This is a genomic window from Streptomyces sp. NPDC020983 (assembly GCF_044333485.1).
GTDB lineage: Bacteria > Actinomycetota > Actinomycetes > Streptomycetales > Streptomycetaceae > Actinacidiphila.
Genome location: NZ_JBIRRA010000008.1, coordinates 284,770 through 297,719 on the forward strand (window position 1 = coordinate 284,770; position 12,950 = coordinate 297,719).

8 protein-coding genes and 1 riboswitch are annotated in these 12,950 nt (G+C 73.2%); of the genes, 3 read left to right on the forward strand and 5 right to left on the reverse strand.

Annotation, left to right across the window (positions count from 1 at the left end; translation table 11 throughout):
• Positions 1-141: 141 nt before the first annotated feature.
• Positions 142-1,182 (reverse strand): NlpC/P60 family protein, encoded by a 1,041-nt coding sequence (locus ACH4SE_RS20380; protein WP_398544791.1) that lies wholly within the window; start codon positions 1,180-1,182, stop codon positions 142-144.
• A gap of 6 nt (positions 1,183-1,188) precedes the next feature.
• Positions 1,189-1,346: riboswitch (cyclic di-AMP (ydaO/yuaA leader) on the reverse strand.
• A 141-nt stretch (positions 1,347-1,487) separates the two neighbouring features.
• Positions 1,488-2,615, reverse strand: a complete 1,128-nt coding sequence (locus ACH4SE_RS20385) for an NlpC/P60 family protein (protein WP_398544792.1) — start codon at positions 2,613-2,615, stop codon at positions 1,488-1,490.
• A gap of 200 nt (positions 2,616-2,815) precedes the next feature.
• Here ACH4SE_RS20385 and pcrA point away from each other — a divergent pair, with 200 nt between their 5' ends.
• Complete coding sequence (pcrA, locus tag ACH4SE_RS20390) at positions 2,816-5,281, forward strand: DNA helicase PcrA (RefSeq protein ID WP_398544793.1); 2,466 nt, start codon at positions 2,816-2,818, stop codon at positions 5,279-5,281.
• A gap of 99 nt (positions 5,282-5,380) precedes the next feature.
• Here pcrA and ACH4SE_RS20395 read toward each other — a convergent pair whose 3' ends face one another.
• Positions 5,381-6,826: a peptidoglycan DD-metalloendopeptidase family protein gene (locus ACH4SE_RS20395; RefSeq protein WP_398544794.1), complete on the reverse strand. Its 1,446-nt coding sequence runs from the start codon at positions 6,824-6,826 to the stop codon at positions 5,381-5,383.
• Between the two features lie 139 nt (positions 6,827-6,965).
• Positions 6,966-7,934 carry an esterase/lipase family protein gene (locus ACH4SE_RS20400; RefSeq protein WP_398544795.1) on the reverse strand — a complete coding sequence of 323 codons (969 nt, stop codon included), beginning with the start codon at positions 7,932-7,934 and terminating at the stop codon, positions 6,966-6,968.
• A 401-nt stretch (positions 7,935-8,335) separates the two neighbouring features.
• Here ACH4SE_RS20400 and ACH4SE_RS20405 point away from each other — a divergent pair, with 401 nt between their 5' ends.
• Positions 8,336-8,743 (forward strand): cobalamin B12-binding domain-containing protein, encoded by a 408-nt coding sequence (locus ACH4SE_RS20405; protein ID WP_398544796.1) that lies wholly within the window; start codon positions 8,336-8,338, stop codon positions 8,741-8,743.
• Between the two features lie 496 nt (positions 8,744-9,239).
• Positions 9,240-10,715, forward strand: a complete 1,476-nt coding sequence (locus tag ACH4SE_RS20410) for an FAD-dependent monooxygenase (RefSeq protein ID WP_398544797.1) — start codon at positions 9,240-9,242, stop codon at positions 10,713-10,715.
• Between the two features lie 610 nt (positions 10,716-11,325).
• On the opposite strand, the gene ACH4SE_RS20415 is transcribed toward ACH4SE_RS20410, so the two are convergent.
• The gene (locus tag ACH4SE_RS20415; RefSeq protein ID WP_398544798.1) at positions 11,326-12,918 is read right to left on the reverse strand and encodes a DUF5691 domain-containing protein; all 1,593 of its coding nucleotides are present in this window, start codon (positions 12,916-12,918) and stop codon (positions 11,326-11,328) included.
• Positions 12,919-12,950: the final 32 nt, after the last annotated feature.

Genomic DNA, 12,950 nt, shown 5'->3' on the forward strand with positions numbered 1-12,950 from the left:
GCACTGACCGGGACTGACCTCATCCGGTCGGCCCTGCCCGCTTTCGACCGCTGTTCGACGGGTGATGTGCCCGGGTCCGCCCGCAGCCTGACCGGACGACCCGGAAGGACAGCGCGCGGACCCCGGGACCGCCCGGACGCGTCAGGCGACCCGGCGCGCGGTCGAGAAGGGCATCCAGCTCATCGGGGCGACCTCGACGACCGCGCCGGTGTGCGGGGAGTGCACGATCTGGCCGTTGCCGAGGTAGATGCCGACGTGCGAGTTGCCGGAGTAGAAGAAGACCAGGTCGCCGGGCCGCAGATCGGACTTGGAGACGGCCACCCCGTCGTGGACCTGGTCCTGGGTGGTGCGCCCGAGCGTCACGCCCGCCGCGCGGAAGGCGGCCTGCGTGAGCCCGGAGCAGTCGTACGAGCCGGGGCCCGTGGCGCCGCGCACGTACGGCTTGCCGCGCTGCGCCAGCGCGAACTGGATGGCGGCGGCGGCGCGGCCGCTCGCGGGCCCGGAGTACGTGTAGTCGGACTTCGACGACGTGCCCTTGTGGATGTTCGCGACCTGGGCGCGCTGCTGCGCGGTGAGGCTGTTGAGCAGCTTCTGCGCCGCGGCGAGCTTGTCCTCCATCGTCTTCTTCTGCGTCGCGAGCTGCTGCTGCGCGGCGGTGAGCCGGGTGAGGCTCGCCGTGGCCTGCGCCCGCTTGATGGAGGCCTGCTCCTGCTGGATCCGGAAGTTCTTCAGCGCCGCGGTCTGGCTCGCCGACAGCTGGCTGAGCGTGTGCGACTGGTCCAGGAAACCGGCCGGGTCGCTGGACAGCAGCAGCTGGACGGTCGGGTCGATGCCGCCGTCGCGGTACTGGGCGCTCGCGAACTGGCCCAGCAGCCGCCGGGTGGCGTTCATCTGCTCGGTCTTCCTGGCGACCTCGGACAGCAGCGTGTTGGTCTTGTCGCGCTGCGCCTTGGTGTTCTCCACCGCCTGGTTGTACGCCTCCGTCGCCACCTCGGCCTGCTCGTTGAGGGTGTCGACCTGCTTCTTGACCTCCGCGACGGAGGGCTTGGGCTTGGCGGGCGCGGCGCTGGCGCTCTCGCTGAGCAGGGTGACGGAGGCGAGGGCCGCTGCGGTGACCCCGACCGCCGCGCGCGGGGCGGTGATGGCCAGCCGGCTCTGACGCGGCTTGCGGTGCGACGCCACGAAGGCGACTCCTTCCGTGAACCGCCGACCGGGTTAGCTGACGGGTTCGGGCCGGGAAGGTTGGCCCTACGGTCCGGCGCCTCGCGGCACCGTGTCCGATTCACCCCAACTGTGCTTGGTGGGTCCCCGGTTCCGGCCTGGGCCGGATTGAGCGGAGGCGCCGCGCAGCCGGTACGTCACCGGCGGGAAACGCGTCGCCTAGCGGGCTACGGTAGTTCAAACTCTCCCGTCTCTGGGAAGTTTGGATCGAAACGTGACCGAAATCGCTTTGTGATCTTACGGTTGGTGACCCCTCACCCGGGGCGTCAGTACGGGCGGACCACTCCGTAGATCGGCATCTCCGTGATCGGCGCGATCTTCACGACCGTGCCGGTGTGCGGCGCGTGGATCATGTTGCCGCCGCCGATGTAGATACCGACGTGGCTGTGGTCGCTGTAGAAGAAGACCAGATCGCCCGGCTGCATGTCGGACTGCGACACCCGGGTGCCGACGTTGACCTGGTCGCCCGTGGTGCGCGGCAGCGTCACGCCCGCCGCCTTGTACGCCGCCTGCGTGAGCCCCGAGCAGTCCCACGAGCCGGGGCCCGTCGCGCCCCACACGTACGGCTCGCCTATCTGGTCGCGGGCGAAGGCGATGGCCTTGTCGGCGATCGAGGTGTTCGCGGCGGAGGCCGAGGTGGTGGAGCCGGCCTGCTGGGCCTGCTGGGCCGCCGCGGCCTTCCTCGCCTGCTCCTGCTTCGCGATCTCGGCCGCCTTCTTCGCGGCCTCCTGCTCCTTCTTCTTCTCCAGGGCCGCGAGCCGCGCCTTCTCCTGCGCGGTGAGGCTGTTGAGGAGCTTCTGCGCGGCGCCCAGCTTCTTCTGCACGTCGGCCTTGGCGGACTTCAGCTGCGTCTGCTTGCTGGTGAGCGTCTGCAGCGCCTGCGCGGCCTCGATGCGCTTCTGCGTCGCGTCGGCCTGCTGCGCCCGGAAGTCCTCGACGGCGGCCTTCTGCCGCTTGCCGAGCAGGTCGGTCAGGTGCCGCGCGTCCAGCAGGTCCTGCGGGCTGGCCGCCAGCAGGTAGTTGGCGGTCGTGTCGTCGCCGCCGCTGCGGTACTGCGCGGCGGCGTAGATGCCCAGTTGCCGGCGGGAGTCGTTGAGGACCTGCGTCTTCCGGGCGGCCTGCGCCAGCAGCGTGTTGACCTTCGCGTTCTGCTGGCCGGTGGCCTCCTTGACCGCGTTGTAGTTCTCCGTGGCCACCTCCGCGTCGTGCTGGAGGGCGTCCACCTTCGCCTGGACCTCGGCGATGGAGGGCTGGGCGGACGGGGCCCCGGGCGCGGCGCTCGCCGCCTCCGCGAAGATGGTCATCGTGGCCAGCGCGGCCGTCGTCAGCCCCACGGCCGTGCGCGGCCCCGGGGTGCTGAGTAGCGCGGTGCGGGACCTGCGGTGTGTCGCCATACCCGACGGACTCCTTTCGGACGCTGCCTGGTGCGGCACCGTAACCAAAGGCCGGAGCCAGGGGAAGGCCGGTGTCCGGTTGGCCCCGATACCTTTTCGTAATCAATTGCTGTTCTCACTGAGTGTGATTCGCGAGCTACGGGGAAAGAGGGGCCGAACCGGACGCCGCTGTCGGTGCGGGCGCCTAGACTCGGGAGGCGATGAGCAGCCTCTTTGACGACGACTTTCTCTCCGGCCTCCAGTCCGGTCTGCACGTGGCACCCGAGCCCGCGGACCCGGACGCCCCGCCGCCCCCGGAGGACCCGGAGTTCGGCGGCGGTGCCCCCGCAGGCGGGCGCGATGCGTACTACCGCAACGGCGCCCCCCGCCCCGCCACCGACCCGGCGCAGCTCCTCGAAGGGCTGAACGAGCAGCAGCGCGCCGCCGTCGAGCACACCGGCGGGCCGCTGCTCATCGTCGCCGGCGCCGGCTCCGGCAAGACCCGGGTGCTCACCCACCGCATCGCGTACCTGCTCGCCGCCCGGGACGTCCACCCCGGCTCGGTCCTCGCGATCACCTTCACCAACAAGGCCGCGGGCGAGATGAAGGAGCGCGTCGAGGAGCTGGTGGGCCCGCGCGCCAAGGCGATGTGGGTGTCCACCTTCCACAGCGCGTGCGTGCGCATCCTGCGCCGCGAGTCCAAGGTGCTCGGCTTCACGTCGTCCTTCTCCATCTACGACGCCGCCGACTCCAAGCGCCTGATGGCCCTGGTCTGCCGCGACCTGGACCTGGACCCGAAGCAGTTCCCGCCGAAGTCCTTCAGCGCGAAGATCTCCAACCTCAAGAACGAGCTGATCGACGAGGAGACCTTCGCCGCACAGGCCGACGGGGGTTCCTCCCAGGGCGCGGGCTTCGAGAGGAAGCTCGCCGAGGCCTACGCGCTCTACCAGGCCCGGCTGCGCGAGGCCAACGCCCTGGACTTTGACGACATCATCATGACGACGGTCAACCTGCTCCAGGCCTTCCCGGACGTCGCCGAGCACTACCGGCGGCGCTTCCGGCACGTCCTCGTCGACGAGTACCAGGACACCAACCACGCGCAGTACACGCTGGTGCGCGAGCTGGTCGGGACGGGCGAGGACGCGGGGGAGCTGTGCGTCGTCGGTGACGCCGACCAGTCGATCTACGCCTTCCGCGGCGCCACCATCCGCAACATCCTCCAGTTCGAGGAGGACTACCCGCAGGCCCGCACGATCCTGCTGGAGCAGAACTACCGCTCCACGCAGACGATCCTGTCCGCCGCCAACGCCGTCATCGAGCGCAACGCCGGACGCCGCGCCAAGAACCTGTGGACACAGGCCGGCGACGGCCCCGTCATCACCGGCTACACCGCCGACCAGGAGCACGACGAGGCGCAGTTCGTCGCCGACGAGATAGACCGCCTCACCGACGCCGGCGACGCCCGCCCCGGTGACGTCGCCGTCTTCTACCGCACCAACGCGCAGTCCCGCGTCTTCGAAGAGGTCTTCATCCGCGTCGGCCTGCCGTACAAGGTCGTCGGCGGCGTGCGCTTCTACGAGCGGCGCGAGGTCCGGGACGTGCTTGCGTACCTACGCGTCCTCGCCAACCCCGAGGACGGCGTCCCGCTGCGGCGGATCCTCAACGTGCCCAAGCGCGGCATCGGCGAGCGCGCCGAGGCGATGATCGAGGCGCTGGCGCTGCGCGAGAAGATCTCCTTCGCGGCGGCGCTGCGCCGGGTCGACGAGGCGTACGGCATGGCGGCGCGCTCCGCCAACGCGGTCAAGCGCTTCACGACGCTCATGGACGAACTGCGCACCGTCGTCGAGTCCGGTGCGGGCCCCGCCGTGGTCCTGGAGGCGGTGCTGGAGCGCACGGGGTACCTCGCCGAACTCCAGGCGTCCACCGACCCGCAGGACGAGACCCGGGTGGAGAACCTCCAGGAGCTGGCCGCGGTCGCGCTGGAGTTCGAGCAGGAGCGCGGCGAGGAGGAGCCCGGCTCGCTGTCGGAGTTCCTGGAGCGCGTCGCGCTCGTCGCCGACTCCGACCAGATCCCGGACGACGACGAATCCGGCGGCGTCATCACCCTCATGACGCTGCACACGGCCAAGGGCCTGGAATTCCCGGTCGTCTTCCTGACCGGCATGGAGGACGGCGTCTTCCCGCACATGCGGGCGCTGGGCCAGGTCAAGGAACTGGAGGAGGAGCGCCGGCTCGCGTACGTCGGCATCACGCGCGCCCGCGAGCGGCTCTACCTGACCCGGTCGATGATGCGCAGCGCCTGGGGCCAGCCCGCGTACAACCCGCCGTCGCGTTTCCTGGAGGAGATCCCGGACAGCCTCATCCAGTGGCGGCGCACCGGCTCCGACGCGAAGGGCCCCGGCTTCGGCGGCCCGGCCTCCAAAGCGGCCGCGTCCCTGTCCTCGACCCTCGGTGCCGGTACGGGCGCGGGGCGGCGCGGCGCGGGCGGCTTCGCGACCCGGCGCGGGGCGGCCGACCGCCCGGTCATCTCGCTCGCGGTCGGCGACCGCGTCACGCACGACCAGTTCGGGCTCGGCACCGTCATCGCGGTGACCGGCCGCCCGGGTGACGAGAAGGCGACGATCGACTTCGGCGACGAGCGGCCCAAGCAGCTGCTGCTGCGGTACGCGCCGGTGGAGAAGCTCTAGGGGCCGGCTCTTCCGGGCCGGTCCTCCGGGCCGTCCGGGCCGCCTCGTGCGGGCCGGGCGGTTTCTCCGTGCGAACGGTTTCCCGTACGGCCGGGGGCGTCAGCGCGGGTCGAGGCCGTGCTTGAGGAGCCAGGCCAGCGGGTCGATGGGTGAGCCGCCGTTCGGGCGCACCTCCAGGTGCAGGTGCGGGCCCGTGGTGTTGCCGGTGTTGCCGGAGTAGGCGATCACCGTGCCCGCCTTCACCTTGCCGCTGCGGATCTTCGTGCTGCTCAGGTGGCAGTACCAGGTCTCGGTGCCGTCCGGCGCCGTGACGATGGCCATGTTGCCGTAGGAGCTGTTCCACTGCGTGCGGACCGTGCCGTCGGTCACCGCCATCACCGGGGTGCCGACCATGACCGGGAAATCGATGCCGGTGTGCACCGACATCCAGTTCACGCCCGACTGGCCGAAGTACGCACTGAGCCCGTGCTGCTTGACCGGCAGCACGAACTTCGGCCGCAGCGCCTCCTTGCGGGCGGCCGCGGCCTGCGCCGCCTTCTTGGCCGCCGCCTGCCGGTCCTTGAGGTCGATGCGCTCCTGGGTGCGGCTGGCGCGGTCGGCGAAGTCGGTGGCGTCCGCGCTCACACCGGCGAGCTGCCGGTCGAGCTGCGTCGAGGGCGCCTTGCCGCTGCTCGCGTCGGTCTTCGTGCCGCCGCCGTCCTGGGCCACGCCCACGCCGGTCACGGCCGCGGCGCCGACCGCCGCCACACCCATCACGGCGACCGAGGGGACCGCCACGGTGAGCAGCGCGGAGCGCCGCGCGGGCTTGCGGCGGCGGCTCCGGGCGGCGGGCACCTCGGGGTCGGGTCCGTCCGCGGCGAAGTCGTGCCGGTCCGCCTCGGGGGAGGCGGCCTCGGCCCGCGCGGCGGTGCCGAGGCCGGCGTCCGCCTGCTCGGGCTCCGCGGGGCCGGGATGGCCGGCGGGCGGCTCCGGCTCGTACGCGGCGGGCGCCGCGTAGCCGTACGGGTCCGTTTCCGGCTCCGCGGCGTAGTGCTGCGGGGCGGTCTGCGCGGAGTAGCCGTCGTAGCCGCCGGCCGCGTACGGGTCGTGGGCCTGCTGCTGCGGGGGGAACTGCTCGTAGACCCCGGTGTCGCCGCTCGCGTCGTAGCCGTAGCCGTACGCGGGGTAGCTGCCGGAGTCCCAGTCCTGCGACGGGTACGCGGGCTGGGCCTGCTGCTGCGGCTGCGCGTAGGACGCGAACTGGCCGGCGTCGAAGGTGCCCGTGTCGTAGTACGTCGTCCCGGACGGGTACGCGTACGGGTCGTAGGCCTGCTGCGGGGCGGTGCCGTCGTACCCGTACCCGTAGCCGCCCGTGCCGTAGCTCACGTCCGCGGACTGCTGGTCGTAGCCGTAGCCGGGGACCTGCTGCGGGACGTAGCCGTAGCTCCCGGTCGTGGTGTCGTCCGCGAAGGCGGTGCCGACAGCCTGGTAGGAGCCCGTGGAAAAGGCGTCGTACGTGTAGGCGTCGTGGTCGGGGGTGTGGCCCGACGGGTGACGTTCGTTCACCGCCAGCTTCTCTTTCGCCTCGGCAGCAGGAGAATTAGCGGTGACTGTAGCTGCCGGTGGGGGACCGGGACAATCTCTGCCCGTAACCTGACGTCCGCCTTGCCCGGTGTTCGGTCGGTATCCGGCCGTTACGTGTCCGTTATGCGGCCTCGATCGCCGGGCGCAGCGGACCGGCCCCGAGCAGGGCCCGGCGGATCTCCGTGACGACCGTGCCGTGCACCGGGAGCGCGAGGTGGCCCACCCCGCTGACCTGCACGTTTTCCGCGGGCAGATCCGGGTGCACCAGCCGCGCCGCCTCCACCGGGATCATCAGCTGATCCAGATCGCTCCAGAAGGCCACGAAACGCGTCCGGCACCCGGGCGACGGCGCGGCCAGCTCCTGAAGCACCCCGGAGCCCGGCCGCAGCTGCCGGATGATCGGATGCGGCGCGAGCACGGGCACCGCGCGCGTGCCCGCGTGCGGCGTCCCCAGGGTCACCAGCGTGCGGACGCGGTGGTCGCCGCCGAGGCGCTGGACGTAGTAGCGGGCGATCAGACCGCCGAGGCTGTGGCCCACGATGTCCACCCGGCGGCGGTGGCTGCGCGCGCACACCTCCTCCACGTGCCGGCCCAGCATCTCGGCCGCGGTGCGGATGTCGCCGATCAGCGGCGAGTAGTTCAGCGCCTGGACCTGCGGCCAGCCGTGCTCGTGCAGCGAGCGGCGCAGGACGGAGAAGGCGGAGCGGTTGTCGACGAAGCCGTGCAGGAGGAGGACGGGCGGGCGCGTCCTGGCCGCCGCCGCGGCGCGGGCGCGGCCGTGCGCGTCCGCGCGCCCGCTCTCCCGGGCTTCCAGGTGCTCGTGCTCGGGAAACATCCCGGTGGGGTAGAGGACCAGGTGGCGGGCCAGCACCGCGAGATCGGCCGCGGTGGCCCTGGCCAGGCCCACGCTGTGCCACAGGCGGCCGGCCGCGGTGGCGGCTTCGGCTTCGGCGTCTCTTTCCGCTGCGGGGCCGGCTCCGGTGGGCCCGGCTCCGGTGGGCCCGGCCTCCGCGGACCCGCCGTCCGGTTCCCCGCCGGACGCGCCGGACGTCCCGGACCCGCTGGACCTGCTCGACGACTGGCCGGCCATGGCCCACCTCCCGTCGCGGCCCGGATCCGCACCGACCCGGACGCGCACCGGAGGAACCGCCGCTCGGGCGGGGCGTCCGCGGTGGCCCGCGGGTGCTTCCGCGGATGCCGCACCGCCGCGCTCTGCGGCTGGGAGCGCGGCGTGCGGCGTCCTGACAGCGGCTCCTCGAAAACCAGACGAGTCGGCGTACCGCCCGGGCGTGTCCCGTGCCCGCCGGCAGCCCCGCCGGCCCGACCTTGCGGGGAATGTGTCCCACTGTGTGATTTCCCCCTCGGTGCCGTCCGTAAAACTGACGGCCGGCGGGGGGTGGGGATAACGTTCGTTCACACGGTTCGCGCACAGTGCGGTCCACGCGCGGCCGGACGGGCCGGCGCGAAGGCCGCGTACGCATGGAGGCAGAGATGGGTGTGTCCGGTCCGATCCGCGTGGTGGTCGCCAAGCCGGGACTCGACGGCCACGACCGCGGAGCCAAGGTCATCGCCCGCGCCCTCCGGGACGCCGGCATGGAGGTCATCTACACCGGCCTCCACCAGACGCCCGAGCAGGTCGTCGACACCGCCATCCAGGAGGACGCCGACGCCATCGGCCTGTCGATCCTCTCCGGTGCCCACATGACGCTCTTCGCGAAGGTGGTCGAGCTCCTCAAGGAGCGCGACGCCGCCGACATCACCGTCTTCGGCGGCGGCATCATCCCCGAGGCCGACATCGCCCCGCTCAAGGCGCTCGGCGTCGCCGCGATCTTCACTCCCGGAACGCCGACCGGTGACGTCGTCGAATGGGTCACCGCGAACGTCGCGACCGCGGTGTAGGCGCGGGGCGCCTCCCGCGCGGGGTGCGCCCGTGTGGGGGGCTTGCACGGGGGTGCGCCCGTGTGGGGTGCTGTTTTCGGGCGAGGCGCGCCTCTTGCGCGGGCTGCGGGTGCGCCTTCCACGCAGGGTGCGGCGCTCGCGCGGGGTGCGGCGCATGTCTGGGGCGCGGCGCTTGTGTGGGGGCTTCCGCGCGGGGTGCGCTCGCGGGGGTGTTTTCACGGGGGGCGCCCGTGTGGGTGCGTGCGCGGGCTGCGGGTGCGCCTTCCGCGCCGGTGCGCCGATCCTGCCCGTCCCGGGAACGCCGCGGGGCGGGCAAAAAAAAGAGGGCAAGGACGTCGTGCTCTCCTTGCCACTACTAACCTATAGCGCACCTGGGGGCTTGCCGCAAGGCCCGCTCGATGCCGCACAATGACCGGCCCGAGGTGCTGTGGCCTGCGCAAACGCGTATTTCCCGGCCGGCGCCGCGGAACGGAAAAGCACCCTCAGCGAACGGGCCATGGTGATGACTGACGTGACGCACGCCCCCCGTATCCATGACGTGATCGTGATCGGCGCCGGGCCCACCGGCCTCATGCTCGCCGGCGAACTGCGGCTACACGGCGTGGACGTCCTCGTGCTGGAACGGACGGCCGCACCGGTCGACCAGCCCCGCGGGCAGGGCCTGCACACCCGCAGTGTCGAGATCATGGACCAGCGAGGCCTCCTCGACCGCTTCCTCGCCATCAGCGAGAAATTCCAGATCGGCGGCTTCTTCGGTGGCATCCACAAGGACTGGCCCGCCACCCTCGACACCGCCCACCCGTACGGCCTCGCCGTCTCCCAGCCCGCCACCGAGCGGCTGCTGCGCGAGCACGCGGAGAGCCTCGGCACCGCGATCCGCTTCGGCAGCGAGGTCACCACGGTCGGCCAGGACGAGGACGGGGTGACGGTCGGACTCGCGGACGGCACGCGGCTGCGATCCCGTTACGCCGTCGGCTGCGACGGCGGCCGCAGCGTTGTGCGCAGGGCCGTCGGCATCGGCTTCCCCGGCGAGCCCGCGACCGCCGAGACGCTGCTCGGCCACATGGCGCTGGCCGAGGACCCGGAAAAGATCGCCGCGGTCGTCACAGAGGTCCGCAAGACGCAGCTGCGCTTCGGCGCACACCCCCTCGGGGACGGCGAATACCGCATCATCGTTCCCGCCGACGCCGTCTCCGAGGACCGGGCGGCGCCCACCCTCGACGAATTCCGCGCCCAGCTGCGGGCCCACGCCGGCACCGACTTCGGGGCGCACTCCCCGACCTTCCTCTCCCGCTTCACCGACGCCACCCGGCAGGCCGAGCGCTACCGCGTCGGACGCGTCCTCCTCGCCGGCGACGCCGCGCACATCCACCCGCCGACCGGCGGACAAGGCCTCAACATCGGCGTCCAGGACGCCTTCAACCTCGGCTGGAAGCTCGCCGCACACATCGCGGGGTGGGCCCCGGAGGACCTGCTCGACACCTACCACGCCGAGCGGCACCCTGTCGGAGCCGCCGTCCTCGACAACACCCGCGCCCAGATGCTGCTGCTCGGCACCGAACCGGGCGCGGTGGCACTGCGGGGGCTGCTGTCGCGGCTCATGGACTTCGAGGAGGTCAACGCGTACATGACGGGCGTCGCCACGGGGGTCGGGGTGCGGTACGACGTCGGCGGCGCGGCCGAGGACGAGTCGGGCCTGCTCGGCCGGAGGATGCGGGACCTCCCTCTTCCCCCGGAGGGGCGGCTCTACGAGCGGATGAGGTCGGGGCGGGGGGTCCTGCTCGACGCGACCGGGACGTTGACGGTGGCGGGCTGGTCCTCCCGCGTCGACGTCCTCCCGGCGCCGGCCGCCGAACTCCCCGCTCCGGCGGTGCTCTTGCGCCCCGACGCGCATGTCGTGTGGCTCGGCGCCGCGCAATCCGCTCTCGCGGAAGCGCTGACCAGGTGGTTCGGCGCGCCCCGGGGCGCGTGAGGCGGGTTCCCCGCGCGGTGGGTGGGGCGTGTTCGCGGGGATCCCCGCGGGCCTTTTTGCGCTGCGGGGTGCCACTTGCGGTGGTGGTTCGCCGTTCGCCCGGTGGTGGGTTGCTCGCGCAGTTCCCCGCGCCCCCGGGTTGCCCGGCGGGGCATCGCGCTCTTACTCGGGGGGTGGGGTCGGGTGCCACTCCGGGGGTACCTCCTCGGAATGCGCGTCTGACCTCTTTCGTGAGGTGGCGGGGAGAGGGTGCGCATTCCTGCGGGGGCACCCCCGGATCGTCCCCCTCCCGGTGTCTCGTCGGCGGCTGCCTGCCGGTGGGGGTGAAGTCCTTGAGGACTGCGGTTCGCCCCCGACGGCGAATGCGCCCCACAGGTGGACCGTCAGCCGACGTCGAATCTGCACGGGTGGTGGGGGTGGGAACACCCCGCGCCGCCAGGCGCGGGCACCACGGCGGCGGGCCAGCCGCCAACGCACCCCGGGCGGACACCGCCCGAAGCAGCGCGCCGCCAGGCGCGGGAAATTCCCACGGCGGGTCAGCCGCAAGCCCCACCGCAATGGGCACCGCCCGAAGCGGCGCGCCGCCAGGCGCGGGAACCCGGCGGCGGGGTCAGGGGGCGGGGGAGCGGAGCTCGTGGAGCATGGCGGCCCGCAGGCGAAGCGTGCCGGCGAGGCGTTGGAAGGCCTCGGCCCAGTACGCGGCGGCGCCCGGCGCGTGGTCGGCGGCGTCGTCGCCCGCGGCGGCGAGGAGGGCGACCTGTTCGGCCCCCGCAGGGTCGAGGCAGCGCTCGGCGAGCCCCATGACGCCGCTGAAGCTCCAGGGGTAGCTGCCTGCGTCGCGGGCGATGTCGAGGGCGTCGACCACGGCCCGCCCGAGCGGCGCGGCCCACGGCACGGCGCAGACGCCGAGCATCTGGAAGGCCTCGGAGAGCCCGTGCGCGGCGACGAACGCCGCGACCCACCGCGCGCGTTCGTCCGCGGGAAGTATGGAGAGGAGTTTGGCCGGGTCGCCGATGGCGAGGATCGGGGTGGTGGGTGCGGGTGGCGGCCCGAGGAGCGCCCGCGCCCATACGGCGTCGCGCTGCCGGACCGCCGCGCGGCACCAGGCGGCGTGCAGGTCGGGCTGCCAGTCGTCGAGTACGGGGAGGGCGATGATCTGCTCGGGGCTGCGGCCCCCGAAGCGGGTGGTCCACAGGGCCAGGGGTGCGGCGTCGACCAGTTGGCCGAGCCACCAGGCGCGTTCGCCGCGGCCGTTCGGGGGGCGGGGGGCGACCCCGTCCCTTTCCATCGCGGCGTCGCATTCGTAGGGGGCTTCGACGACGATGCCCTCGGGCCCGAGGGAGACGCAGGTGCGGGCGCGCGCGGCCATGCGGGCGGCGAGGGCGGATTCGGGCAGGGCGGAGAGCAGTTCCGCGGCGGTGGCCCGTACGTTGCGGCTGCGGTCGGACAGGGCCTGTTCGAGGAAGGGCTCGTCCGCGGGGGACAGGCCTGTGCGCAGGGAGTCGAGGAACATCAGCCGGTCCTCGGCGCGTTCGCTCTTCCATGTCGCGGCGAGGAGGGCGAGACCGGTGCCGGGGGCGCTCGTCCGGAGCCGGGCGAGCAGCGCGACGCGCTCGGCGAACAGGCCCTCCTCCCACAGTCGCGCGGCCTCTTCCTGGTCCTCGTCACCGGCGCCGGGGGTGCCCGGTTCCGGGACCGCGGCCGCGCCTGCCCGTAGTGCGTACGCCCAGTCGGGGTTGAGCCGGGCGAGCCACTGCCCGCGCGGGCCGGCGAAGGCGAGGGCCTCGGCCCGCAGGTCGGTGCGGGCCCGGGCCACGTCGAGCAGCGCGGGCAGCAGTTCGGGCGGGGCGGCGTAGCCCTCGCGGCGGGCGGCGGCCAGCCACTGCGGCAGCAGTTCGGCGAGGTTCGGTGCGGCGCCGCGCCGGTTGCCGCCGCTGCCGGGGCCGGAGCGGTCCGCCAGCAGGGCGGTGAGGCGGCGGCGGGCGGCGGGCGGCAGCTCGGGCCGCCGGTCGGGGGCGGCGGGCTCGGGCCGCGGGCCGGCCGTCCCGGGCAGCAGCCCGGCGCGCCGCCGTACGACGCCGGCCGCGGCGGCGTCCAGCAGGCTCGCCGCGGCCTCCGCCGCGTCGCCTATGACCCCGGCCGGGCGGCGCCGTTCGGTGCCGAGCAGCGCGATGCCGATGAGGTCGTCCCACCGCGTCTCCATGAGGCCTCCTCCGTGAGCCGTCCCTCGCCACC